The sequence below is a fragment of the Flavobacterium flavipigmentatum genome (assembly GCF_020911905.1).
Classification (GTDB): Bacteria; Bacteroidota; Bacteroidia; order Flavobacteriales; family Flavobacteriaceae; genus Flavobacterium; species Flavobacterium flavipigmentatum.
In genome coordinates this window covers 4,159,600-4,185,424 of sequence record NZ_CP087133.1, presented here as the reverse complement: position 1 = coordinate 4,185,424, position 25,825 = coordinate 4,159,600, and the positions used below count along the sequence as shown (strand labels likewise).

Sequence of the window (25,825 nt, the reverse complement as noted above, 5' to 3'; positions counted from 1 at the left end):
AAATAGCATTATTAGGAGTTATTCTAAAAAAAATAACTCCTAATTTTAAATACATAAATTATCTGAAATGTTCGGAATTTGTAATCTAGCCATAGTACCTGTTCGATTGGAACCAAGTGACAGAAGTGAAATTGTTACGCAGCTTTTGTTTGGTGAACACATCGAAATTTTAGAACGCCAAAACCAATGGGCTAGAATCAGGATTCAGTTTGATGGCTACGAAGGATGGATGGATTCTAAACAATATCAGGTAATTTCTGAAACAAATTTCAATCAATTGAGCAACGAAGCCATTATTCTAAATGCGGATTTGATTGATTATATTACTTCTCCGGATAATTTATTATTGCCTATTCCGCTTGGAGCTTCCTTGTCATTTTTGAATAATAACGAAATTAATACCTCTAATTTTGAGTTTGAAGGAACCAAAACTAGTGGTATAAAACCCAAAACTGCTTTAATAACGACTGCCTATATGTATTTGAACGCGCCTTATCTTTGGGGCGGAAAAACTCCTTTCGGAATCGATTGTTCTGGTTTTACACAAATGGTATACAAATTAAACGGTTACAAACTCACCCGCGATGCTTCGCAGCAAGCCCTAGAGGGAGAACCGCTAAGTTTTATTGAAGAAAGTGAACCAGGTGATTTGGCTTTTTTTGATAATGAAGAAGGAAACATCATTCACGTCGGGATCATCATGGAAAACAATTACATCATTCACGCAAGTGGAAAAGTACGAATTGACCGTTTGGATCACCTCGGAATTTACAATCCTGAACTCAATAAACACACACACAAATTAAGAGTAATCAAAAAGATTATTTAAAAAAAAAAAATTCACCAATTGCCTTGGTAAAAAAAAATCTTTTTATTCTATTAAATCTGTCGCAAAAATTAGTATTTAAGCACTTATACGAATCGTTTTTCTAAATTCTGAAGGACTATTTCCTCGTTGCTTCTTAAAGAATTTATTAAAGTGGCTTTCGTCCGTAAAACCAAATTCATAAGCAATTTCATTGATTCGTTTTTCACTGAATTGCAAACGATGTTCAATCAATTTCGTTTTATAATTGCTAATATATTGCTGCATGGTTTCGCTGGCATGTTTCTTAAAATAACGCCCCAAATACGTATTCGAGATACCAAAATAATCACTTATTACATCTGCTTTTATTTTTTCTGGATAATAAATATTCGTCTGAATATATTGCAAAATATCCATTGCTTTTGCTTCACAACTCATATTTACCTGCTCGGGTAAATATTTTGCAATATTACGCGCCACAATAATAATCAAAGTATTTACGAGCTGCTGAATCAGTTCTTGGTTATAGACATCCTTATCCAGATGCTCCCGAATAACAGCTTCAACCATCACTTTTACCAAACATTTATCGGCATCATTCTTTAAAATACACCCCGGCTGATGATTCGCATTTTGCAAAATATATTCCAATCGCTGAATATTTTCGTTTTGCAGGCTTGAATTCTTCAAATAAATATCATTAAACCTCAAAAAGAAAAATTTTGTTTCGGTCTCAATCGTAAAATTATGGCAATCCTCAGGCGTTAATAAAAACAGATGTCCCGCATCATATTCAAAAATGTTTTTATTGATACATTGCGACCCAGTTCCCTCCAAAATATAAACCAATTCAAAAAAATTATGACGATCTCCCACCTCTGGATATTCAGTCAGAGTTTCAAAAGAAACCGTAAAAGGTTCGTATAAATTTTCTTTTATCATTTTGCAAATATACCTAATAAACGAAAATATCTACCAATATAAAGTCTTAAAAAAGGTATAATTTTGTCAAATAATTATAAACAGAAAAACAATAAGAAGTTTTTGGGTGTGTCCCCGCAGAAAAAGCGGGGTCGGGTCATTCGCTAAATCTTTTGCTTTTTAAAGAAAAAAGCAAAAGGATACCGCTGCTACCCCTCACACTACTCTCGACTTTAAAGAACATTTACAATATGAAGAAAATTTTTATCATCAACGGAGGACAAAACTTCGCACATTCAGGAGGAAAATTCAACCAAACAGTCACTGATTGGACAATCGAATACTTAAAAAGTAAAAATTACGAAATAAAAACAACCAGCATAAAAGAACAAATTGACCTTGACAAGGAAGTCGAAAAATTTGTTTGGGCAGATGTAGTCATTTATCACACACCTATTTGGTGGTTTCAATTGCCCAATCTTTTCAAAAAATATATTGACGACGTTTTTACAGCAGGACACAACAAAGGAATCTACAAAAGCGACGGTCGAACCAGAACAAATCCAGACATCAATTACGGTACTGGAGGACTTTTGCACGGCCGAAAATACTTGCTAACCACAAGCTGGAATGCGCCTGCAACTGCTTTTACACTTCCTGGAGAATTTTTTGAAGAAACATCCGTAGACGATGGAGCAATGTTTGGTTTTCATAAAATGAATAAATTTGTGGGAATGGAAAAACTAGAAAGCTTTCATTTTCACGACGTCGAAAAAGGAGCTACTTCCGAAAATATTAATATATTTAAGAAAAATTACACCGATCACCTGCAACAAATTTTTAAAAAGCTATAATCATGATTTCAATTACAGCCATCATAAAAAGTAAAACAGAAAACAGAGAACAAGTCCAAAATATGCTGCATCATTTGGTTACCGAAACCAGAAAAGAAGCGGCTTGTGTGCGATACGATTTACACGCAACAAAAAATATTTTTATCATCTGGGAAGAGTGGAAAGACCAAGATGGACTTGATTTTCATAATAGTCAAATTTATCTGCAGGACTTTATTGCAAAAAGCGAAGATCTGATTGATGCTCCTATTCAGGTTTACAAAACGGCAGCAGTTTTGTAAATAATAATTGTTTCTGTATTCGATAAAGTTCACGAATTAAAGTTTGTCTGCATGTGCAAAATTGGTTTACGTAGTGTGGTAAAAGCCCTCAATTTTAAATATCTTAGCAAATTATAATTCGACTTAATAAACTCAATAAAATGACGGAGCAATCTTCAATTCAGTGCCCAAACTGCGGAACCACTATCGACGTAAATGATATACTGAAACATCAGTTGGAAGATAGTATTCGCAAAGAATTTCAACAAAAAGCAAATGTTCAGTCGAGAGAACTCGAACTAAAAAATGAGCAATTAGAAAAAGCAAAATCTGAATTTGAAGCCAAAAAAAAGCAAGAAAACGAACTTTTTGCAGAACGTTTGGAGCGTGAAAAAAAACTAGCCGAAAAAGAAATTACCGAAAAACTAAAAAACAAACTCGAAGAGGAAAACAAAGATCGTTTGACATCGATGGAGAAGGAGCTCACAGAAAAATCTGAAAAAATTCGTGAACTCAATAAAATGGAAGGCGAAATTGCCAAGTTGCAACGTGAAAAACTCGAGATGAAAGACGCTATTCAGGCCGAAGCCGAAAAGCAGCTCAACGCTACTTTAATTCTCGAGCGTGATAAAATTAGAAAGCAGGAAGACGATAAAAACGAGTTGAAATTTAAAGAACTTCAAAAGCAGCTCGAGGAACAAAAAAAGCTTACCGAAGAAATGAAACGCAAGCAGGAGCAAGGTTCTATGCAGCTACAGGGCGAGGTGATGGAACTTGCAATTGAGGAATGGCTAGCCAATAATTTCCCACTTGACAGTATCGACGAAGTGAAAAAAGGCGCCAACGGAGCAGATTGTTTGCAAATTGTAAACACGAGAGAATTACAAAATTGTGGTTCTATTTATTACGAAAGTAAACGTACCAAAGCTTTTCAACCTGCTTGGATTGAGAAATTTAAGAATGATATACGAACAAAAAAAGCCAATATTGGCGTTTTAGTAACCGAAGTTATGCCCGCCGGAATGGAGCGATTAGGAATGCGTGATGGCATCTGGATTTGTACTTATGAGGAATTTAAAGGTCTAAGTGCCGTTTTGCGACAATCGCTCATACAAGTGAGTCAAGCCGTTCAGGCACAAGAAAACAAAGGCGATAAAATGGCAATGTTGTATGATTTTCTTACTAGCAACGAATTTCGTTTGCAAATAGAAGGAATCGTAGAAGGTTTTACCCAGATGCAAAGTGATTTGGATGCTGAAAAAAGAGCCATGCAGCGTATCTGGAAACAGCGTGAGAAACAAATAGAAAAAGTAGTCAATAATACTTTAGGGATGTATGGCTCTATTCGTGGTATTGCAGGAAATGCTGTTCAGACGGTTAGAGCATTGGAGCTGGATTTTATTGAAGACGAAGAGCCTACTGAAGAATTAGAATAACTGTATCTAACGATATAATGATAAAAAAATGCCTCTCGTTGAGACGAGAGGCATTAAAAAAACTACTTTTTTTAATTACAATTTTTTAAAGACCAGTGTTGGTCCAAATTGATTGAAAAGTGATAATTTTTCACTTTTTCTAGTGTAATTTGTTGTTGTTTTTAATAATCTTAAAAACTCATCTTCTTTTTTAGCCGCTGGGCATTTTTTTGTTTCTGAGCTCACATTTAAAAATTGAAGTTCTCCTTTTTCTTTCGAAAATAAAAAACCTTTAATAGCGTTACACCCCGAATTTCCGGTAAAAGATTCTGCTGAAGTATTGATTTCAACTTTAGGAAGTTGCTGTTCAAAATCAGATTCGGTAACCTTTTTACCGTTCATCTCATCCAGAACCCAAACTTCCTGCAATTTGTTTTCAATTGCTTTTGAGAGTGAATTCGTGGTTGGTTTGGCCTCTTTGGTAGCGTTACAGCTATAAGCCAATGAAGCTGTAATTAATAACATTAAAATCCTTTTCATGTAAAAAATAATATAATTTGTAAGTTTAATTTTTCAAAATTACGATTATTTTTATATTTATAAGAAAATTTGTATGTTAAAATAATTATAATATAATTTTTATCTTACATTTTTAAGGCTTTAATCTAGTCTACTTTTCTAAAAATCAAACGTAAACCGGAAGCATCAGAAAGAGACAATTGATTATTTCCAATAAAATATTGGGTCGTGGTTTGGAGGGTTTTTAGGAATTCCTCCTCATAATTTGAGGGAACGCAAGCCATCATGGTCGAAGTTACATTGGTGAAACGAAGCGAATCTTTCTCATAAAACAAACGTCCATTGATAGAATTACAGCCTCCAAAACCCATAAACTCATTTTTAGCCGCATTTATTTCGATTCTTGGCAACTCTTTAGAAACATCAGAAATTGCTACTTTTTTACCGTTTAATTCTTCTAAAACCCATATATCATGCAAGCGATAATCTGTCACATAATGTCCGCAGCCTTCTATATTTTCTACTTGATTAGTTGCTGTTTTTTTTATTAAAATTTGTACGCTGTAAGGAGACATGATGCCAGACATAGTAGTAGTGCACTCTTTTTTTAAAATGGTAATCTGAAAGTTGTAATTCGAATTACTCAATTTATAAATCTTAACATTAGCGTTGGCTGTGGTAATGGTCTCGACAGACGAAAAAACAATTTTCTCGGCACCTGGAAGCAATGATTTAAAAACGGTTTGTTCGGTACCTATTTTTACCTCCCAAAAAGGCTCATTTCCTCTGGCAATAAAAAGGTAATTATAGTCGTCATACTCAGTTTTTGTTTCTTCTAACTTTACTGGAACGACAGATTTACAGCTTATTAATAGTATGCTTGCGATAAAAAGTATAAATATTTTTTTCATAGAAAATAATTTTAAAAGGTAAAAAGAAAGTAAATATTAGATAGCTAATTTTTTAAAAAAGTTGGCAAAAGCTCTTCAATCAAAGTTATGCAGAATAAAGTGCTGTGCAACGTTTTATTGTAGTTACTATTAATCGAAGATCAATTGATGGGAAGTAACATCAGCTAATAATGCATTTTTATTAGTTTTAAACAAAAAAAGACGATCATGAAACATAATCGTCTTTTTGAGAATAAAGTAAGTCAGAATATAATTATTTATCTAAAATAGTTTAGAGATTTTTCAATAATATCAAGGCATTCATGAATTTGTACTTCAGTCATTACTAATGGAGGTGCCAATCTGATTTTGTTGCCATGAGTCGGTTTTGCCAGTAAACCGTTGTCTCTGAATTTTAAGCAAATTTCCCATGCCAAATCAGAAACTTCAGTACAATTAATGACAATTGCATTCAGTAATCCTTTTCCTCTCACCAAAGTAATTAGGTCGTTGCGTTCGGCAATTTCATTTAATCCTTTTCTTAAAATAATTCCTAAATGTTCTGCGTTTTCTGCTAGTTTTTCGTCTTTTACTACTTCAAGCGCTGCAATAGCAACAGCCGCAGCAACTGGATTCCCACCAAAAGTAGAACCATGCTGACCAGGTTTTATGACATTCATAATTTCGTCATTTGCCAACACAGCCGAAACAGGATAAACACCTCCAGAGATTGCTTTACCTAAGATAAGAATATCAGGCTGTACATTTTCGTGGTGTACGGCCAATAATTTTCCGGTACGGGCAATGCCAGTCTGAACTTCATCGGCAATAAATAAAACATTATGTTTTTCGCAAAGTGCTTTGGCTTTTGCTAAATATCCTTCAGATGGCACGTAAACGCCTGCTTCACCTTGTATTGGTTCTACCAGAAATCCCGCAATATTTTTTGAAGAGGCTAATGTTTTTTCTAAGGCTTCGAGGTTGTCATATTCAATTTTTATAAATCCTTCTGTAAAAGGGCCAAAACTTTTACGAGCTGTTTCGTCATTCGAGAACGAAATTATCGTGGTTGTTCTTCCATGAAAATTATTTTCACAAACAATTATTTGCGCCTGATTTTCCGGAATTCCTTTTACTTCGTAGGCCCATTTTCTGCATAATTTAAGCGCTGTTTCAACTGCTTCTGCACCCGTATTCATTGGCAGCACCTTATCAAAGCCAAAATATTTGGTTACATATTCTTCGTAATTTCCTAATTTATCATTGTAAAAAGCACGCGAAGTCAAACTAAGTTTTTGTGCCTGATCAATCATGGCTCCTACTATTTTTGGATGGCAATGCCCTTGATTTACAGCAGAATAGGCAGACAGGAAATCATAGTATTTTTTGCCGTCAACATCCCAAACATAAACTCCTTCGCCTTTTTCTAAAACTACAGGTAACGGGTGATAATTGTGAGCTCCGTATTTATTTTCTTTTTCAATTAAAACCTCAGATTTTGATGAAAGTACTTCCTGAATATGTCCCATGATCATTTATTTTTTAGTAGTACAAAAATATAAAAATTATTTATTTATTGATTAAAAAAGAATAATTTTAACTTAAAAACCATATTTAAAAACTAATTTTACTTTTAATTGTAGTATAATAAGTCATATTTGATATTGTTCGAAAGAATTAAATCATACTTATTTTTATCTTTATTGCTTTAAACGAAAAACAACAATTTCATGGAAATTTTAGATGAATTTGACATTAGAATAATAAAAGAATTAGAAAAAGACGGTCGGGTTGCCTATTCTACCATTGCCACTAATTTGAAAATTTCGAATACAATGGTGCATCAGCGCATCAATCGTCTGATGGAACAGGGTATTATCTCGGGAATTAAACCTGTGTTAAACGAGAAACAAATGGGGTATGATTGGGCTTCTTTTACGGGTATTACGCTCAATAAAGATTCGGATTCCGAGAGAATCATTGAAACACTAAAAGGTATTCCGGAAGTTACAGAATGTTATTTTGTAACAGGATCTTTTACTTTATATTTGAAAATTACAGCAAAAAATCATGAGCACATGCGGAAGATTTTGTATGAGCAAATTGATAATATTCCGGGTATTGCCAAAACAGATTCGATGATTGAATTGGGATGTGCCTTTAAAAGAAATATTATTTTGTAAATTATATAGTAAAAGCTTTAGAATAAATATCTTCAGAGGTTTTTTAGTACAATATTATTTCAGATATTTGTTTAAAATCTATCTTTATGAAAAATTATGCTCTTTTAATTTTAACTACTATATTCGTTTCGAGTACAATAACTGCTCAATTAAAGCCTGTGAAATATGCAGATGAAGGTCAAGTGCTAAATGGCTTATCGATAAAATCTGCCAAAAAAAGCAGTCAAAATCCCGGAATTTTATTGCTTCCGGCATGGCTAGGAATTGACAATGCTTCTAAAGGAATTGCAGAAAATTTATCTAAACTCGGCTATCATGTTTTTATTGCCGATATCTACGGCGAGGGAAATTATCCAAAAAACACTGCCGAAGCTGGAAAGCTAGCCGGTTTTTACAAGCAAAACGTTGCGGCTTATCAAAAACGTATTGATTTGGCTTTGCAGGAATTGGTAAAATCGGGTGCCAATGCCGATAATATTGTTGCAATTGGTTATTGTTTTGGAGGAACTGGAGTTCTTGAAGCCGCTCGCGGTCACCTAAATGTAAAAGGTGTAGCTTCTTTTCATGGAGGATTAGGAAAAGATGCAGCTCGCACCGCTGAGCCTATTACAACAAAAGTGTTAGTATGTCACGGTGCAGATGATCCTTTTGTTCCTACAGCAGAAATTACTGCTTTTCAGCAAGAAATGAGAGATAGCAAAGCAGACTGGCAAATGATTTATTATGCCAATTCTGTACATTCTTTTACCAATCCTGAAGCGGGAAATGACAATTCTAAAGGGGCTGCCTACAACGAAAAGGCCGCCAAAAGAGCTTTTGAGCATTTGCAATTATTTTTGAATGAAGTGCTTAAAAAATAACGCTCAACCAACTGATCAACCACCACAATAATGTCAAAAAGTACAATAAGAAAAGATAAAACGTGCCTGAACTGCAGGCACGTTGTCGAGCAACACTTTTGCCCCAATTGTGGGCAGGAAAATACAGAATCTCGAAAAACATTTCACCATTTGTTTATTCATTTTTTTGAAGATTTGACACATTACGAAAATGCTTTCTGGAAAACTATTCGGAATTTACTTTTTAAGCCATCTACACTAACTAAAGAATACCTCTCTGGAAAAAGACTTTCGTACCTGGCGCCAGTGCGCCTTTATATTTTTATCAGTTTTATTACGTTTCTTTTAATTGCTTTGTTTCCTAATAACGTAAGTGAACAATTAAATAAGAGCCGGGAGGTCATTTCTTTAGAAACAGAGAAAACCGCTAAAGCGAGCAATAAAAAGTTGGATGAGTCATTTGAATTCGAGTTAAATTCGGTTAGGAAACTCGATTCTATTCAAAAATACGGAACAGATAAAGAAAAATTTTCTGAGTTTGAATATTGGGCGATGAAGAAAGTTTTGGTGGTTACCGAACATTATTCAAAAAAGGAAATTATCGAAAAATTTATCGAATCTTTCTTTCATAATATTCCGAAAATATTGTTTATAGTGATGCCGTTTTTTGCTTTCTTTCTATGGTTATTTCACAATAAAAAGAAATGGTATTATTTTGATCACGGCATATTTACCCTGCACTACTTTTCGTTTTTGCTATTGCTATTTCTCATCATGTTTATCACTCAGAAAGTGATTGGCATGTTTGGAGAAAATAGTCCGATAGCTTTTGTGGCAGACATTACCAATTTTATTGGCTACGTCTGGATGATCTATTATTTTTTTCCTGCACATCATCGTTTTTATGGAGAAACGCGATGGATTTCTTTTATAAAAACCGTTCTATTATTTTTTATAAACTTCTTTTTTACTCTATTTTTACTCGTTTTATACACCTTTTATATATTCGTCAACTTACATTAATTTAAAATGAAAAAAATTTTAGTTTTATTACTAATTGCATCTGCGTTTTCTTGTAAAAACGTACAGTTAGCCGCTCCTCAAGACAATTCAGAACCAGCGAAGTACATGAATATTATTTCTGAAGAAAATTTAAAAAAGATGCTGTACATTGTTGCTTCTGATGAAATGGAAGGCCGTGAAACTGGCTCGAAAGGACAAAAGAAAGCAGGTCTTTATATGATTGAGCAATACAAGAATAACGGAATTCCTTTTCCTAAGGGTGCCAAAGATTATTACCAAGCTGTTCCTGCCGCTTTTTTGAATGCAAGACGCAACGAAAACCTTCCTGATTCTGAGAATATTTGGGCCTATATTGAAGGAAGTGAAAAGCCAAATGAAGTTTTGGTAATTTCTGCGCACTATGATCACGTAGGAATCAAAAAGGGAGAAATTTACAATGGTGCTGATGATGATGGTTCCGGAACAGTGGCGTTGTTAGAAATTGCAAAAGCATTTGCAAAAGCTAAAAAAGACGGACACGGACCTAAACGCTCTATCTTATTCTTGCACGTTACGGGCGAAGAGCACGGCCTACACGGTTCACGCTATTATTCTGAAAACCCATTATTTCCGATTGCGAACGCTATTGCAGATATTAACATTGATATGATTGGTCGCCGTGATGTAGAACATGCTAATACTAATAATTATGTGTATGTAATTGGTGCCGACAGATTATCATCGGATTTGCATAATATTACGGTAGCTCAGAATGAAAGATATGTTAAATTAGATTTGGATTTTAAATTTAACGATCCCGCAGATCCAAATCATTTTTACGAGCGTTCAGACCATTACAACTTTGCAAAACACGGTATTCCTGCTGTTTTTTTATTTAATGGAGTTCACGAAGATTACCACCAAAAAGGAGATGAGCCAGAAAAAATTGAGTATGATGCTTTGACCAAAAGAGCCAAATTGGCCTTTGTAATAGCGTGGGAATTGGCCAACAGAGAGAGCAGGCCAGTAGTAGATAAACCGATTAAATAAACGGATTTAGAAAGTATATTTTAGAAAAAGGATGAGTTGTAAAAATTCATCCTTTTTTGTTTCCCTAAAATATAGTTGAGATGCTCTATTGTCTGAGTGCGCGTTAGGGATAGTAGCGATATCCTTTTTGTTTTTTCTTTAAAAACAAAAAGATTTAGCGGATAGCCCGACCGAAGGGAACGCCCAAAATAGATGCTGTCTTTTAAAAGAAAATGTGCCAAATTGTTTGAAACTAATTAGATTAAAACAGCACTTCTTTGGTGATGATATAAAATCCCATGACGAGGACGAACCAGCCAAAAATAGGTTTTAGTCTGGCACCATCAATTTTTTTGGAGAGTTGGCTGCCAATAAACATTCCAGTGAGTGCCATTGCAGCAACGCTTAGTAGAAACGGGTAATCGATTGGTGTGCCGATGTATAGATCGCCTCCAAAGCCGATGGAAGAATTGATGGCGATAATGAGCAGTGATGTTCCAACGGCTTGTTTCATGGGTAAATTGGCAAAAAAGAGCAAGGCGGGAATGATCAAGAATCCGCCACCAGCGCCTAAAAATCCCGTGATGATTCCGACTACAAAACCGATGATGCTTAATTGCAAATAATTGGTTTCAGTTGTTACTATTTTGGGCTCTTTTTTTCGGATCATAGAGATCGATGCAGTAATCATCAATACAGAAAAGATGATCATAATGAGGAAATCCTTGGAAACAGAATAAGAAGCGATAGAAAATAGTGTTGAGGCAATTTGAGGAAAAATTACTTCTCTGATAATGAGTATTGAAATTACCGATGGAATCGCAAAATACAAAGCCGATTTAGGTTGCAGGTTGCCCATTTTGTAGTGACTATAACTCCCAAAAATGGCTGTCAATCCTACTATAAATAGCGAATACGATGTAGCTTGTTCTGGATTTACTTTAAATAAATAAACCAAAATAGGGATGGTGAGTATCGAGCCGCCTCCGCCAATTAAACCAAGTGAAACTCCGATGATGATAGAAGCAAAATATCCTAAATATTCCATTGTATTATTTTTTGGCAAAGTTGGGTCGTTAAACGCAAATGCGCAGTAACATTTGTCACATACGAGAAGAAATTTTAAATTATTTTTTTGATGTATTCACGAATGTATTTTATGGCTAATGGTCTCAACTATTTATTTTTAAAAGCTCGATTTGGTTTCGGTTTAATTTTACCAGACCGCGTTGTTCCATTTTTTTGAGTAATCTCGAAATTACTTCTCGTGAGGTGTTTAGTTCTGTTGCAATTTCCTGATGAGAGAGTTTTACTTCGGCACAGCCACAGGCGTCTGAGTGGCGTTTTAAATAAAATTCTAAACGTTCGTCCATAGATCGAAAAGCGATGCTGTCTACTACTTCGAGGATTTCTTCGAAACGGTTTTTGTAGGTTTCGATCACAAACTCATACCATGATTTGTGTTCCATCATCCATTTGTCCATCAGGTTTAACGGTATCATCATCACCGAAACATCTTCAACGACTTTGGCCATGATCTGGCTTTTTTCGCTTTTGGTTGCGCAGATCATCGAAATAGCACAGGCTTGTCCGGGTTGCAAATAATACATCAGGAACTCACCACCATCTTCGCCTTCGCGGTAAATTTTGATTTTTCCTTTGGTGACCAAAATGGTGTTTTTGATGTATTGTCCGGTGCGCATTAAAATTGTTCCCGCTTTAAAATCTTGCTCGCTGGCATTTTTTTCGATATCCGAAATGAGTTCGCTTGAGAAGTTGGGAAACAGTTTTTGTATAGAATTTTGCATGAATGAGAAGGATTAGGTTACATTGTGCAGCTTCGAATTTTTTGCTGTTTTGAATGCTGCTTGATGCGAAAACCATTAATTTGAAAGGCTTGTATTTTATTAAAAAAAGATTTAAACGGATGATTTTATACAAAGATAACAGAATGTAATAGTATAAGTTGTTAGAAAATCATATTTTGAAGGTATTTTATGCAAATGAAAAAATCTTATTTTCTATCGATTTTATAGAGTATATTTTTAAAAATAGTGAGTAAATTTGTATTTCACTGATTAAACTACTTTCTCTAAAACGTTTTCTGAGAATAATAATCGAAATCGTATTGGGCACGTTTTTAATTAGTAGAAACATCGTAATTTTACAAAAACACAATATTATGAATTTATCACAAGAAGAGTGGATTGCTCAGCTGGCTGCTGACAAAAACGCAGTTATACTGGATGTACGAACTGAAGACGAATTTAACGACGGCTATATCGAAAATGCCGTTAACATAGATATTCATAAAGGACAAGGTTTTATTTATGAAATCGAAGAATTAGACAAAAACAAAAACTATTATGTGTACTGTCGTTCTGGTGCAAGAAGCGCCAAAGCCTGCCAAATAATGAACGAATTAGGGATTGAAAATGCCTATAATTTACTTGGCGGAATCCTGGATTGGGAAGGCGAAACTGTACAGTCATAAAAGTTAGAGAGAGGCCCTGAAAAAGCCTCTCTTTTATTTGAAAAGCTATTAATAACCAAACTATAAATTACGAGATTATGAATTTGATACCCGAAGAATTTCAGATTAAAACCCTTATCAATCAAGATACTTATCTTGTAAACGGCGAGTTAAAAAAATGGACAGGTCAGACCACTCCTGTGTTTTCTACGATATCGTCTACAGAAAAATATGCTCCTACGCTATTGGGTTCAATTCCTTTTATGGGAGAAAAAGAAGCTCACGAAGTGGTGCAATCTGCTTATGATGCTTATGATATGGGACAGGGTTTATGGCCTACGATGAAGGTAATTGACCGTATAAAATGTATGGAAAGTTTCGTTAAGCAAATGAAGACCACCCGAGACGAAGTAGTGAAATATTTGATGTGGGAAATAGGCAAAACATTGGGAGATTCGCAAAAAGAATTTGATAGAACGGTAGAATACATCTACGATACCATTGACAGTTATAAAGAGTTAAACGGCCGCAGCTCACATTTTTCTAAAGTACAAGGCGTAAATGCCATGATTCGTCGTGGTCCTTTGGGCGTTGTTTTGTGCCTGGGGCCATACAATTATCCTCTCAACGAAACTTTTGCATTATTGATTCCGGCTCTGATCATGGGGAATACCGTGATTCTTAAACCTGCTAAAAATGGTGTTTTGTGTATCTCGCCACTCTTAGAGGCTTTTAGAAGCAGTTTTCCTAAAGGCGTAATAAACATCATTTATGGCAGAGGCCGAGAAGTAGCTTCTCCTATTATGAAGTCGGGAAAAGTTGATGTCTTAGGTCTTATCGGAAACAGTAAATCGGCTATCGCTTTGCAGGATCAGCATCCTAATAAAAATAGATTGCGTTTGATTTTAGGTCTTGAAGCAAAAAATCCCGCCATTATTTTGCCGGATGCCGACTTAGATTTGGCCATTCAGGAATGTATTGCTGGAACTTTGTCGTTTAACGGGCAACGTTGTACTGCATTGAAAGTTTTGTATGTACATGAGTCGATTGCAGAAGAATTTAATAAACGTTTTTCTGAAAAAGTGGATGCGTTAGTTTTTGGAAATCCATGGGGGAAAGGTGTTTCACTGACACCGCTTCCTGAAACAGATAAGCCGGCATATCTTCAGGGATTGGTTGATGATGCAACGGCTAAAGGAGCCAAAATATTGAACGAAAAAGGAGGGAAACATAGTGAGAATTATATTTTTCCAGCGGTTTTATTTCCTGTTAATAAAGAAATGCGTGTGTACCACGAAGAGCAATTTGGCCCCGTTATTCCAGTGATTTCATTTAAGGATATTAAAGAACCTTTGCACGATATGGCGGAGTCCAATTATGGTCAGCAGGTGAGTTTGTTCGGAAAAAACATCAAAACTCTTGCACCGCTTATTGATGCTTTGGTCAATTTGGTTTGTCGTGTAAACTTAAACAGCTCCTGCCAAAGAGGCCCTGATGCGTTTCCTTTTACAGGCCGAAAAGATTCTGCTGTAGGTACTTTGAGTATTCCAGATGCATTGCGTTCGTTCTCGATTCGTACTTTTGTAGCTTCAAAAGATATTGATTACAACAACGAAATTTTGCAGGAATTATTAAATAGTAAAGAATCAAACTTTATTAATACCGATTATATTCTTTAATTTTAGTACATATTACTGTCTAAAAAACCGTCTTTTTCTTTCGATTAAGACGGTTTTTTTTAAATAAAAAAAAGAAAAATACTACAAATAAAAGCACTTATATTTAGCTAGGATTTAGAAATAATTTATCTATTTTTGCCAAAAATATAGCTTTATTTTATGAAAAATTATCTTGTTATTATTACCTTTTTATTTGCCTTACAAAATTACGCTCAGAGCGATGTTAAAAAAAAATTTCAAAAAAACAGATATGATTTAGCTGTTTCGCATTACAAAAAATTAGAGTACACAAAAGCAATTGATCTTTTCTTTGTTGCCTCTAAAATTGATCCGGAAAGCCCAATAGGTCTTGAATCACGACAAAAAGTCGATACACTGAAAACAATTTTAAGGAAAGAATTAGTAAACCATTTACAGGGAACTTGGAGAAAAACAGGGAACGAACCAAGCTGGACAACTAAGGAAAAAAGCAAAATCTCCAGCACTGAAAAGGACGAATTAATCGTTATAAATGACAAGCAGATTTTGTTTTATGAACAAAATATAAAAACAAAAGAAAGAAAACTCGTAAAATCTGAGAACTTTGTGTTTTATGATAAAGAGGATCTGAATGGTGTGTTTTCTGGAATTATTTTATCTGATAAAACAATTTGGACGTATAGTGTGGATGATACTGCAAAAACATTGCAAATGCTATGTGTAGGTGAGGAAACACAAGAAGGAACCAAAAAAATTATTGTCGATAATCCCGAAATATATTGCGAAAAAGTACTATATCCTTAGGTTTTTACTGTTTTTTAGGGATATGATTTTTAAATTTTTCTTATGATAATCAAAGAAATCAAAGCTTCTGATACCTGGAAAATCAGGCATGAAGTGATGTGGTCCAACCAGCCCTTTGAATTTGTTCAACTCGAAGAAGATAATGAAGGATTGCATTTTGGAGCATTTATTAACGAAGAAGTAGTAACGGTAGTTTCCTGCTTTATCATTGCCGATGAAATGCAATTTAGAAAACTCGCAACATTAGAAAGTTATCAGGGACAAGGAATGGCTTCGAGACTTTTGAAATATATTTTGCAACTTGCAAAAGACAAAGGACTGAAAAAAGTTTGGTGCAATGCGAGAACCAATAAAAAGACATTTTATACAAAATTTGGATTGAAAGATACGCAGCAAAGGTTTACTAAGGCTGGGCAGGAATTTACAATAATGGAAATTGTTTTTTAGCAGTCTCTTTAGAATAAAAAAGAACTAAAAACCGCAATCAACTTTAATTGATTTCGGTTTTTTTATAGCTCAATTTTGGGTTTTTTAACACCATTGATGCGGTTCTTAACCCCAAATTTGAGGCTCCAGACCTAAACGATGGGGTTCCTAACCCCTTTGATGGGGTTCCTAACCCCATTGATGCGGTTCTTAACCCCAAATTTGAGGTTCCAGACCCAAACGATGGGGTTTCTAACCCCGTTGATGCGGTTCTTAACCCCAAATTTGAGGTTCCAGACCTAAACGATGGGGTTTCTAACCCCGTTGATGCGGTTCTTAACCCCAAATTTGAGGTTCCAGACCTAAACGATGGGGTTCCTAACCCCATTGATGCGGTTCTTAACCCCAAATTTGAGGTTCCAGACCTAAACGATGGGGTTTCTAACCCCGTTGATGCGGTTCTTAACCCCAAAGTTGGGGTTCCAGACCCAAACGATGGGCTTCCTAACCCCAACGTTGCAGCTTAGAACCCTATCGGAGGAGCTTTTAACCCCAACAACGCTATTTTATCCCTGTTAGAATGCTTTTTGATAATTCGCAACAGCGTTTTTAGCTTTTTTAGAAGGTAGAATAGAGCGGCAGTTGTCCTTTTCGATTACGGGATTCCAATCTCCTTCAAGAGGAACCGCGGTGGTAGTATTAGCCGCAAATATCTTTGCTTTGGTATACATAGATGCTTCTTCTTTAGTTAATTGATGCGTCCATGACAATCGTTTTTTTGGTAGATAGCCAGGACCAAAACAATCGTATTCGGCATAAAAAGTAGTTTTCCAGTTGTCAAACGCTTTATGGCTGGGGTCTTTTGACCATACCGACCAACCATCTGCTGCTATCTGTGGGCCTTCATACGAATGAATTAGCACCACATTGGCACCAGCACCCCAGGGTCTGCCAAAACTTACGTTGGTGACAGTCTCTTTGGGATAGGTCATAAAAACACAATCTTTAAACACAAAACCATATTTGCTTTTGCCAATCTCCTGATTGCTAGCGGTGATGTAAGAATCTTTTCTGCTGCTGATAAAGCAGTTTTCAAACAAGGCTATTCCGGCACCAAAAATAAAGTCTGTGGTTCCGTCAATAATGCAATCTTTAATGTAGGTTCTTTTGTTGTCTTTTAGATAAAAAGTATCCTGAAAACCAGTTATTTTACAGAGGTGAAAAACACCTCTGTCTCCCGTAACCATCAGCGCGACAGCTTGCCCTCCTTTTTGGTATTGTGGCAATTGGCTGTCGATGGTATTTTCAAAAGTAATGTTCTCTGCCGTAAAATCATCTGCCTCAATGCAGACGCTGAAAGACTTTTTGGTGCCGCCCGCAATTTCGGCATAATCATCATACGTCAGAATTGTGTTTTGGTACGATTCGCCTACAAGCTTTACATTTTTCTTGGCAGCAGCCAATATTAGTTTTTCTTTGTAAATCCCCGGTTTTATAAAAATCACAATTTGTTTAGAGTTATTTTCGGGCACAGCATCAAAAGCTTCTTGTATTTTAGTATAATTTCCGCTGCCATCTGTTGCCACTACGATGTCGTAAATAGCATTGTTTTTTTGAGCAATTACTGCATTTGTAAAGACAAATAAGAATATAAAACAAGAGGCAAGAGTAGTTTTCATTTGTAGTGTTTTTGGATTTGCAATGTAATTAAAATTTGAGTTTCTAAAATAATAAATCGCCAGAAAAGGCTCCTACAACCTATTCTTCATAAATAAAAAATAATTACACGCATAGCACATCCAGAAGATTACTTCATAGGCAACATCTTTATGCTTTGATTGCCTAATCTTCCCAGCCGCAAAGCGTAAGCCCGTAGTTTTTGGCCTGCGAAAGAGATGTTTTAAAAGTACCGTGTTTGCAGGAAGATAAGCCACGACAGCTTTCGTTATAATGGTATTTTTTGGCTCCCGTCTGGCCACAAATATAGACCTGAGTTTCGATAATATTCAAAGGACTCAGAAAAAGAAACAGTAGGATATAAATGGTTTTCATGTACGTATAGATTTGGGGAGTACTACTGTTATCTGACTACGAGCTGATAGTAGTTTCCGTGTTGATCGACTGCTTTTAGTTTTCCATAATGAACCCATTCAGCCTTTATTTCAATAACCGGAATCGAATCGTTTGTCAGGATTCCGGCACCATATTTTCCTTCAATATTAATGTTTCCAAAAACAGAATCTCCTTCGGTATTTATTCCTTTTACATCATAATTGTACTCATAATGTCCTGGTTTTCCTGTCCTGTACTCGTACTGATGCGTTGTATTGGTATGGTAGGTTTTGGCCTCTTCTACGGTAATGGTCTGGCGGTCAGCGGGCGTGATTACCTCTTTGTAAAAAGTATTTATTTTTTGAGGAGGCAATTGCTTTTTGCAGGAAATTAATCCTAAAGACAGCAATACGAGCGGTATTTTATAATTGAAAAGCATATTTTATAAATGTAAAAAGAACAACTCTAATGAAATAGCGTATTTATACGGGATTAATATGTTTTTTTATGAATTTTATTCGGCTTCATAAAGAGTGACAGTGTCCAGTAATTCCTTTTCAAATTGATAAATATCATCAATTGAAGCAATAGAGATTTTGGCTTCGGTTTTATTTTCGTTAAAGAGGCTGATGTATTTTTTACTGCCGTTAAGGTGCAATCGGCAAAGAGGTTTTCTATTATTATCATCTAATAAAATACCAAAATAAGATTGGGTATCACGATAAACAACTCGGCTGGTAGGAATTTTTCGTCTTAGTATGGCAACGATAATGCGATAGCCTTCAAGTTCTTCTTCGCTGGTAACTATTTTACTTTCTTCTTCAATAGATTCAACCTGTTCTCCTTGCTGTTTGATAGTTTCTTTGGTAAGTGCAGCATTGAGACGGTCATTTATTTTTTCGCTGATAAATTGGTTTAAGGATTTTTGTACCAAATCTTTAAACTCGTCTACTACTTTTTCTGTAAGTCTCCCAGCATACACTTTATTGGCGAAAAGTTTTGTAAAATCGTTTGAAGGATTTTCTAATTCGATAGTGATTTGCTTTTTAATTTCTTTGATATATTTTAAAGCGCTTGCGTTGCTTACAATGTTATCAACATTAAAATTTGTTTTATGAAATTTTGTAATTTCACTAATGGTATTTTCTTTAAGATTGGTAATGTCAAACTCTAAGAATGGCTTCTGATCCATTTTGTTTTTATCATCCAGATCAGTAAAAAACTGATATTGGATGCCATTGGTCAAAAGTGCAAAACGAGTTTTGGTTACATGAAAATAGCGAAAAAGTTGCGAATTATGAACTGTCAAATTTTCTTTCCAGCTTTTGCATTCAACTATGATAATGGGTTCTCCGTTTTGAAAGATGGCATAATCTACTTTCTCGCCTTTTTTTAAACCTAAATCGGCTGTAAATTCGGGCACTACTTCCAGAGGGTTAAAAGCATCATATCCCAAAACATGTATAAAAGGCAACACAAAAGCATGTTTGGTAGACTCTTCGGTCTCGATTTTGCTTTTTAGTTGGTTTATTTTATCAGCTAATGCTTTAAGTTGAATATTAATTTCCATAAGGTTCATTTTTAGTATGGTTTAGTATTTGATTTTTTAATTATTCAAATGTAAAACCATTAAAAAACAGTATTTTATGGAAAACCGTAATGAGATAAAAAAATGCTAAATAATTCCCATATCTTTTGCAATAGCCACGAGATGTACTGTGTTGTTTGCCTTAAAAAAGTCTCTAAGTTTGGCAATTCTTTTTTCGATAGTGCTTTTGCTGTTGGGTTTTATGCCTAACTCTTTAAATGTTGCGCCGATATCGTCCTGAGGTACACCCAACGAAAGTTGCTTGAGAATCAGGACATCAAAATCGTCTATTTCGTAGTTGTTTTTTTCTTGAATGACAGCCGCTATTTCAGATGAAACATACCTTTGTTCTGAAGCCGCCAATAAGTTGATCGCTTTTTTTAGTTCCTCGATACTGTTTCTGCCTTTAAGGACGAAACCATTTATCCCTGAGTTTTCAAAAAGTGACTTGATACGATAGCCTTTGTCTTCTACAGAATATGCAATAATTTTAATGTTAGGCTGCAGCGCGCGAACTTGCTCGATGAGCTCGTCTCCGCTGGCAATTTTTACTTCTCGATGGTCTGTTTTAAAAGACAAATCACTAATTAGTAAATCGTATGGTTCGTTATCCAAGATGGCTTTTCTCATCTTCAAAAATGCATCATCACAATATTTCGAATGTTGAAAATTTACAATATTCAGATCTTTTAAGGCTTGTTCGATTCCTAGATTAATACTGTCAAAATCTTCGGCTACTAATACTTTTTTAAACATGTGGCTCTTATTTAGTCAAGGCTATTTTTACTTTAAAACCTTTATGCGTTTCTGAGTCAAAAGTAATAGTTCCTTTGATGGCCAGAATACGGTTTTCCATATTTTGCAAACCATTTTTGATTATTTCCTCTTTTGCACATCCTTTTCCGTTGTCGGCATAGTCAATAAGCAGCGAATTTTGCAAGTTTTCAAACTTTACAATCACTATAGACGCCTCGCTGTGCTTTTTCATATTGACCATTAACTCTTGTAAAGTGCGGTAAATAGTGATTTTTTTTATATCATCCAGACCTTCCCAATTTACTTTTTCAAAATTGTTGATGATAATATTTCTACTCTCAGAGTTAAAAGTAGAGAGCATTTCTTTGATGTTTTTAGAATATCCGATACCCGTATCAACATCGTTATTCTCTCTCGAAATTCCTCTTACACGAACGTAAATCTGATCCAGTTGCTCCAATAATTTTTCTTTTTTATTCTCGCTTGTCAAAGATTGGGTCTCGGCAAAAGTGATCACATGAAATACATCATTGGCCAACTCATCGTGAATTTTTTTAGCAATTCGGGTCTCGGTATCGTACGAAGCTTTTAGTTTTCCGATTCGATTTCTGTTGCGGAAATAGCGAATCAAAACCAGAATCAGAATCAAAAGAAAAACTGCTACAATCAACCAAACAATACGCTGGTACTTTACTTTTTGAAGCGTCAGCAAATTTTCGGCTCTCTCTAAACGAAGTTTCTGATTTTCGTCTTTTTCTTTTTTAGAATCGTATTTTATTTTGGCAAATTTGTTTTTAAAATTGTTTCGAATCTTAATAATACTATCGTTCAGGAAAATGTATTTTTGGGCATACTGTGTATTTTTCGAACTAAAATCAGTTGAAATTAAAAAGGATAATGCTTTCAAACGTTCGTCAATACTGTTAAATTTTGTAGACGTTTGATAAGCTGTTTTTGCATAGTCAATAGATTTCTTCTGATTGGTTTCGGCGTAATATTCTGCGAGATGCAGGTTGCTTTCGATCGCACCGTATGCATCATCAATTTCATTTCGCATCGCAAATCCTTCATTCATCAAAGAAATACCTTTATCAAAATTTCCTTTTTTAAAGTAAGCGTAACCTAAATTGTCTGTAACACGTGCTTTTGTTGTCTGAGGTAACTTATTACTTATTTTACTATTTAAAATTGATTCCAAAATTTGAATAGCCTTGTCGTATTTTTTTTGCTTGATATAAACAACCGCAATATTGTTTAGGGGAGATTTTTTTGATATTGAATCCGTTACACTTTTTAAAGCAGTTTTGTATGAAATAATAGCATCATCGTAAAGTGACAATTCTTTATCTGCAATGCCAAAGAAATTATATATTGAAAGGAGATAAATATCGTCTTTTTTAATGTATGGTAAAGCTTCTGTTAAGGTTTCTTTACTGCCGTAATAATCGCCATTAATTTGCTGAATCGAAGCCATTTGGATCAAATTATATGCAATATTTATGCTGTCGTGAAAAGATTCAAATTTTATTTTTGATTTATTAAAATTATAGAAAGCAGTATTGAAGTTTTTATTCTTAAGGTTGAATAATCCTTTTTCAAGTAAAATATGAGCTTCTTTTTGAATGGGACTTTTAATAATATTCTTCTCCTCCTTATTGTCTTTGCAGGAAGTAAAGAAAAGTAGGAGGACAAGAATACTAAAAAACGGGGATCGTAGCATAAGAGTTACTTTCCCCGAATGTAGCAATTAATTATATATGATTACTTTTAATTAATCTTTTTTTGGTGGTGGCGGAACTATAGGATCATCACCAGGGCCATCTGCAACGGGTTGAATTGTTTTTTTAATTTCCTTTTTTGCTTGAGATTCCATTTCTTCAGCAGTGCAAGAAACAATTGTTGAACCCAATAGCGCAAACGCTCCCAATAATATTAATTTTTTCATGATAATTTGAATTAAAATTAGATATAGGTATTGCTGTCCGGAACTTTTCCGGAGCTGTTTTTAAGACAATACCAAGTTGTTTTTTGGGAAGTGAAGTGCGTAGAACAGTATGATTTTATTTATACTTCCCGGATAAAGTCCGTCTTACGGTTTTCCGCACTTTTAATTGAACTAGTTTTGTACATTTGTTTTATTTCGATATCGAACAACAACTAATTTCTGGTACAAAGGAAATACGATTACAAGCCTGCATTGATAGGGAATTCCCGGAATTCCTATTAAGTTTTTTCCACTCCTGACAATTCCTTAAAGTTCCCGGAAATTCCTAAAATAAATTTGTAATGCCTATGTCCAACACTACTTTTGAAGATTATAAAATTGCCGTTAAAAATAAATATGAGGAAGAAAAAGACGGCCGATATTTTACTTATTTGAGCGCTCCAACGAGAGCAAAACTTCGGGATTTATGTTGGGAAATATTTGAAAAACCAAACGTACATCAAGACGATTTGACTGTTTTTAATACTTTTTTAGGATTACCTTTTAGTATTAATACGAAGAATAAGTTTAAAGAGCAGAAAGATAAGTTTAGACCAATTGAGACTTTTTTTAAAGGAGAAACAGATCCGACAAATGTTGATGCTGTAAATCTTGCAGCCATATTGCTGGATTTTACACCACGTCCTTATGCTAAATTTAGAACGAGTAATCGGGAAGATGAGAATAAAGAAATTAACAGGTTTTATAATTCCGAATTAGTTGTAAAAAAAGAACAACCACTTGAAGTACTATCTGAATTAAAAGAAGTAAAGCCAGCGAGAGTCAACACTCCGATAAACCTTTTTATTAGTTTTAAGAAAAAGTGTTGTGAAACACTTTTAAAAAAATCAAAAGGAACCATCATTAGTGTAGCCCTTATTTTTTGTTTAATATCGGCTGTAATTTATTTTGCTTTCTTTAAAAAAGATTGCATGCAATGGTCGGGTGATCATTACGAAAGGGTAGATTGTAATTTAAAAGTTGAAGGATTAGTGGAGCTAAATAGTGTAGTACCCTTTGATAAAAGTACGTTTGAACTCAAAAAAATTAATCTTTCTGATACCACAATTTGTTTTAAAAATGGGGAAGCCATTATTTGGTATGCCAAGACGGCCAATGGAGTAGATTTTTTTAATACACACGGAAGACATCCTGAAAATAATAATCCGCTTCGTCCTGTGACGCAGTATATTTTGAATAAGTATGGAAAGCATTAGCCTATTTAAGAATTAAGCCAGCTTTTAAAATTATTGATTTCTTTTTTGCTCAGAATAATGGGTTCGGCATCTGGGCACGCCACATTCAGAACGATCTCTATTTTTTGGCTGGAGTGTTTGATAATTTCCTGAATATGATTGCGGCTGATAATGTACTTTCGATTTACTTTAAAAAAAAGTGACGGATCTAGTTTGTTAATGAGGTCTTTTAGATTGCTGTTGTACAAATGGCTGTTACCCGATTGGGTATGAATAAAAAGATGTTTTCCTGTGGCAAAAAAATAAGTAATTGAAGTAGTATTGATAGAGATGAGTTTATCTCTGTGATTGACCAAAAAGTGATGCTGAATATTGCTTTGGTTTTCAATTTCAACCAATGATTCAACAATTGGGTTGGGATTAAAAGTTGCTTTTATGTTTTTGTATTTTAATAAGGCTTCTAATAATTCTTCTTCTTCATACGGTTTAAGAAGATAGTCTATGGTAAAATGTTTAAAAACTTTGACCGCATAAGAGTCGTAAGCGGTTATAAAAATGATGGGGCAGGAGACCGCAATTTCTTCAAAAATGTCTAAGCTTTTTCCGTCTCCTAAATGAATATCCATAAAAGCAAGATCAACAGTGTTTTTTGTAAAAAAAGCAATAGCATCTTTTACAGATTTTAGAACCGTGATTGCGGTGATCGTAATTATAGTTTGTTGTTCTAGAGTTGATTTCAGATAATTCGAAGCCAGATGTTCATCTTCAATGATGGCAATTTTCATTTTCCTTTTTTTGCAAAGGTAAAAAAAAGCTCCGTTAAAAACGGAGCTTAATTCAATCTACAAGTTTGGATTATTTAAACGTGCATTCTGTGGGAATGGCAGTGTATAACGTGGGTCATTTTGGATTAATGTATAATCCTGATCAATTACTGTGTGTTTGATTGATTTTTGAGTTGTTCTTCTCAAATCAAACCAACGGTGTCCTTCTGCAGCAAACTCACGCTGTCTTTCCTGAGCAATAAAGGCAAGTAGTGCTGTTTGGTTCATTGCATCAATTTCAATACTAAGCTGATTGAAACCTGCAGCTTTATATCTTTTTTTGATAAAATCCAATACAGTAGTTTTTGCCGTTGTAAGATCACTTAATTGAGCTGAAGCTTCTGCTTTTGTCAAATATAATTCAGAGGCTCTAAAAGAGCATTTTTGAGCAAGTTCTCCTCCTTTTCTAAAAACATAATCACCTCCAAGTTTTTGAAAATATACCCCAAAACGTAAATCATTTGTCTGATCGTAAGCATCTAATAAATCTGAAGAAACATAACCAGCTCCTTTTAAGTTATTTGAAAAAACATCTTCAAGTGCTAATATAGATTCAACACCATCATAGCTTGTTGTTAGTACAGGAGTTGCATTTAAATCAACTAAAGTATTTTTGTATGTTAATGCTTTGTTTGCAGCTTCTACAGCTTTTGTCCACTCTTTTTGGTATAAGAAAATACGAGATTCCAATGCATAAATAGCTGCTTTAGAAAAACGGTAGTTCAATCCTTTAGTCTGAGTGTCTTTAGTAAGCAATCTTTTAGCTTCTTCCTTATCAGAAAGAATTTGCTCGTAAACTTTAGCGACACTTTCTGGAGTATAAGCCTGCTCTAAATCTACTTTTAAAGCTAATGGAACACCTTTATCAGTACCTGCTGTAGCAGCATTGTAAGGTTTTGCAAATAAGTTCAATAAGTCGAAATACGAGTAAGCTCTTAAAGCATAAGCTTCTCCAATTAATTGATCTTTATCAGCAGAGGCTTCAAGTTTACCTGCTGCATCATTAATAATAACATTTGCATAAAAAATGGTATTGTAAAGAGCATCGTATTGAAAACTTGTTGTAATCTTATCAGGGTTTGTATCATTCCATACATAAATATCTCTGAAATAAGCGAAATCCTGGCTATATTGGTCTAATATGATTTCATCACCTCTTAATGTAGTAAGCGACTTGTGTTTAGGAAAAGCTTCGTATCCTCTTGTAAGTACACTTCTGTAATCTGTTAATGTTTCAGGGATTACTCTGCCAATAGGCTGTACGTCCAGATAATCATCACAGCCTACTGTAGTTATAGCTGCAACGAAAAAGAATGCATATTTTAATATATTTTTCATTTTAAA

29 protein-coding genes are annotated in these 25,825 nt (G+C 34.7%); 13 read left to right on the top strand and 16 right to left on the bottom strand.

Going from position 1 to position 25,825, the window contains the following annotated elements; all coding sequences use genetic code 11:
* The first annotated feature begins 67 nt into the window (after positions 1–67).
* A complete protein-coding gene (locus LNP22_RS17610) occupies positions 68–829 on the top strand; it encodes a C40 family peptidase (RefSeq protein WP_229974620.1) in 762 nt (253 codons plus the stop codon).
* Positions 830–904: 75 nt separating this feature from the next.
* Here LNP22_RS17610 and LNP22_RS17605 read toward each other — a convergent pair whose 3' ends face one another.
* On the bottom strand, positions 905–1,750 hold the full coding sequence (locus LNP22_RS17605; protein ID WP_229974619.1) for an AraC family transcriptional regulator: 846 nt from the start codon (positions 1,748–1,750) through the stop codon (positions 905–907).
* 230 nt (positions 1,751–1,980) lie between these two features.
* Between LNP22_RS17605 and LNP22_RS17600 the strand changes: the two genes are divergently transcribed.
* The 3 genes from LNP22_RS17600 (at position 1,981) to LNP22_RS17590 (ending at position 4,279) form a co-directional block, all read left to right on the top strand.
* Positions 1,981–2,583: an NAD(P)H-dependent oxidoreductase gene (locus LNP22_RS17600; protein WP_229974618.1), complete on the top strand. Its 603-nt coding sequence runs from the start codon at positions 1,981–1,983 to the stop codon at positions 2,581–2,583.
* 2 nt (positions 2,584–2,585) lie between these two features.
* Positions 2,586–2,864, top strand: a complete 279-nt coding sequence (locus tag LNP22_RS17595) for a putative quinol monooxygenase (RefSeq protein ID WP_229974617.1) — start codon at positions 2,586–2,588, stop codon at positions 2,862–2,864.
* Positions 2,865–3,004: 140 nt separating this feature from the next.
* The gene (locus LNP22_RS17590) at positions 3,005–4,279 is read left to right on the top strand and encodes a DUF2130 domain-containing protein (protein ID WP_229974616.1); all 1,275 of its coding nucleotides are present in this window, start codon (positions 3,005–3,007) and stop codon (positions 4,277–4,279) included.
* 75 nt (positions 4,280–4,354) lie between these two features.
* Here LNP22_RS17590 and LNP22_RS17585 read toward each other — a convergent pair whose 3' ends face one another.
* The 3 genes from LNP22_RS17585 to rocD all read right to left on the bottom strand — a co-directional run bounded on the left by LNP22_RS17585 (position 4,355) and on the right by rocD (position 7,196).
* A complete protein-coding gene (locus LNP22_RS17585) occupies positions 4,355–4,798 on the bottom strand; it encodes an META domain-containing protein (protein WP_229974615.1) in 444 nt (147 codons plus the stop codon).
* A gap of 125 nt (positions 4,799–4,923) precedes the next feature.
* Positions 4,924–5,688, bottom strand: a complete 765-nt coding sequence (locus LNP22_RS17580; RefSeq protein WP_229974614.1) for an META domain-containing protein — start codon at positions 5,686–5,688, stop codon at positions 4,924–4,926.
* 257 nt (positions 5,689–5,945) lie between these two features.
* The gene (gene rocD / locus LNP22_RS17575) at positions 5,946–7,196 is read right to left on the bottom strand and encodes an ornithine--oxo-acid transaminase (protein ID WP_229974613.1); all 1,251 of its coding nucleotides are present in this window, start codon (positions 7,194–7,196) and stop codon (positions 5,946–5,948) included.
* 201 nt (positions 7,197–7,397) lie between these two features.
* On the opposite strand from rocD, the gene LNP22_RS17570 reads away from it, so the two are divergent.
* From LNP22_RS17570 to LNP22_RS17555, 4 genes are all read left to right on the top strand, one after another.
* Positions 7,398–7,850, top strand: coding sequence for an Lrp/AsnC family transcriptional regulator (locus LNP22_RS17570; protein ID WP_210666572.1), 453 nt, complete (start codon positions 7,398–7,400; stop codon positions 7,848–7,850).
* Between the two features lie 86 nt (positions 7,851–7,936).
* Positions 7,937–8,710, top strand: a complete 774-nt coding sequence (locus LNP22_RS17565; protein ID WP_229974612.1) for a dienelactone hydrolase family protein — start codon at positions 7,937–7,939, stop codon at positions 8,708–8,710.
* A 30-nt stretch (positions 8,711–8,740) separates the two neighbouring features.
* The gene (locus LNP22_RS17560; RefSeq protein WP_229974611.1) at positions 8,741–9,712 is read left to right on the top strand and encodes a DUF3667 domain-containing protein; all 972 of its coding nucleotides are present in this window, start codon (positions 8,741–8,743) and stop codon (positions 9,710–9,712) included.
* 6 nt (positions 9,713–9,718) lie between these two features.
* On the top strand, positions 9,719–10,741 hold the full coding sequence (locus LNP22_RS17555) for a M28 family peptidase (RefSeq protein ID WP_229974610.1): 1,023 nt from the start codon (positions 9,719–9,721) through the stop codon (positions 10,739–10,741).
* Positions 10,742–10,982: 241 nt separating this feature from the next.
* On the opposite strand, the gene LNP22_RS17550 is transcribed toward LNP22_RS17555, so the two are convergent.
* A complete protein-coding gene (locus LNP22_RS17550; RefSeq protein WP_229974609.1) occupies positions 10,983–11,768 on the bottom strand; it encodes a sulfite exporter TauE/SafE family protein in 786 nt (261 codons plus the stop codon).
* A 124-nt stretch (positions 11,769–11,892) separates the two neighbouring features.
* The gene (locus LNP22_RS17545) at positions 11,893–12,528 is read right to left on the bottom strand and encodes a Crp/Fnr family transcriptional regulator (protein WP_229974608.1); all 636 of its coding nucleotides are present in this window, start codon (positions 12,526–12,528) and stop codon (positions 11,893–11,895) included.
* Between the two features lie 374 nt (positions 12,529–12,902).
* Here LNP22_RS17545 and LNP22_RS17540 point away from each other — a divergent pair, with 374 nt between their 5' ends.
* The 4 genes from LNP22_RS17540 to LNP22_RS17525 all read left to right on the top strand — a co-directional run bounded on the left by LNP22_RS17540 (position 12,903) and on the right by LNP22_RS17525 (position 16,102).
* Positions 12,903–13,214 (top strand): rhodanese-like domain-containing protein, encoded by a 312-nt coding sequence (locus tag LNP22_RS17540; protein WP_210666578.1) that lies wholly within the window; start codon positions 12,903–12,905, stop codon positions 13,212–13,214.
* 77 nt (positions 13,215–13,291) lie between these two features.
* Positions 13,292–14,872, top strand: a complete 1,581-nt coding sequence (locus LNP22_RS17535) for an NADP-dependent glyceraldehyde-3-phosphate dehydrogenase (protein WP_229974607.1) — start codon at positions 13,292–13,294, stop codon at positions 14,870–14,872.
* Positions 14,873–15,031: 159 nt separating this feature from the next.
* Positions 15,032–15,655, top strand: coding sequence for a hypothetical protein (locus LNP22_RS17530; protein WP_229974606.1), 624 nt, complete (start codon positions 15,032–15,034; stop codon positions 15,653–15,655).
* A gap of 42 nt (positions 15,656–15,697) precedes the next feature.
* Positions 15,698–16,102, top strand: a complete 405-nt coding sequence (locus LNP22_RS17525) for a GNAT family N-acetyltransferase (protein WP_229974605.1) — start codon at positions 15,698–15,700, stop codon at positions 16,100–16,102.
* A 43-nt stretch (positions 16,103–16,145) separates the two neighbouring features.
* Here LNP22_RS17525 and LNP22_RS17520 read toward each other — a convergent pair whose 3' ends face one another.
* The 8 genes from LNP22_RS17520 to LNP22_RS17485 form a co-directional block, all read right to left on the bottom strand.
* Positions 16,146–16,595, bottom strand: coding sequence for a hypothetical protein (locus tag LNP22_RS17520; protein ID WP_229974604.1), 450 nt, complete (start codon positions 16,593–16,595; stop codon positions 16,146–16,148).
* 61 nt (positions 16,596–16,656) lie between these two features.
* On the bottom strand, positions 16,657–17,760 hold the full coding sequence (locus tag LNP22_RS17515; RefSeq protein ID WP_229974603.1) for a pectinesterase family protein: 1,104 nt from the start codon (positions 17,758–17,760) through the stop codon (positions 16,657–16,659).
* Between the two features lie 163 nt (positions 17,761–17,923).
* Positions 17,924–18,133 carry a hypothetical protein gene (locus LNP22_RS17510; protein ID WP_210666584.1) on the bottom strand — a complete coding sequence of 70 codons (210 nt, stop codon included), beginning with the start codon at positions 18,131–18,133 and terminating at the stop codon, positions 17,924–17,926.
* Positions 18,134–18,161: 28 nt separating this feature from the next.
* A complete protein-coding gene (locus tag LNP22_RS17505) occupies positions 18,162–18,572 on the bottom strand; it encodes a hypothetical protein (protein ID WP_210666585.1) in 411 nt (136 codons plus the stop codon).
* 75 nt (positions 18,573–18,647) lie between these two features.
* Positions 18,648–19,703, bottom strand: a complete 1,056-nt coding sequence (locus LNP22_RS17500) for a type I restriction endonuclease (protein WP_229974602.1) — start codon at positions 19,701–19,703, stop codon at positions 18,648–18,650.
* A gap of 105 nt (positions 19,704–19,808) precedes the next feature.
* Positions 19,809–20,477: a helix-turn-helix domain-containing protein gene (locus tag LNP22_RS17495; protein WP_229974601.1), complete on the bottom strand. Its 669-nt coding sequence runs from the start codon at positions 20,475–20,477 to the stop codon at positions 19,809–19,811.
* A gap of 7 nt (positions 20,478–20,484) precedes the next feature.
* Positions 20,485–22,197: an ATP-binding protein gene (locus LNP22_RS17490; protein ID WP_229974600.1), complete on the bottom strand. Its 1,713-nt coding sequence runs from the start codon at positions 22,195–22,197 to the stop codon at positions 20,485–20,487.
* 51 nt (positions 22,198–22,248) lie between these two features.
* Positions 22,249–22,422: a hypothetical protein gene (locus LNP22_RS17485; RefSeq protein ID WP_229974599.1), complete on the bottom strand. Its 174-nt coding sequence runs from the start codon at positions 22,420–22,422 to the stop codon at positions 22,249–22,251.
* Positions 22,423–22,763: 341 nt separating this feature from the next.
* Between LNP22_RS17485 and LNP22_RS17480 the strand changes: the two genes are divergently transcribed.
* A complete protein-coding gene (locus LNP22_RS17480) occupies positions 22,764–23,678 on the top strand; it encodes a hypothetical protein (RefSeq protein WP_229974598.1) in 915 nt (304 codons plus the stop codon).
* A gap of 5 nt (positions 23,679–23,683) precedes the next feature.
* Here LNP22_RS17480 and LNP22_RS17475 read toward each other — a convergent pair whose 3' ends face one another.
* Positions 23,684–24,442, bottom strand: coding sequence for a LytR/AlgR family response regulator transcription factor (locus LNP22_RS17475; RefSeq protein ID WP_229974597.1), 759 nt, complete (start codon positions 24,440–24,442; stop codon positions 23,684–23,686).
* 57 nt (positions 24,443–24,499) lie between these two features.
* Entirely contained in the window at positions 24,500–25,819 is a 1,320-nt protein-coding gene (locus LNP22_RS17470) for a RagB/SusD family nutrient uptake outer membrane protein (RefSeq protein WP_229974596.1), read from the bottom strand.
* Between the last annotated feature and the right edge of the window lie 6 nt (positions 25,820–25,825).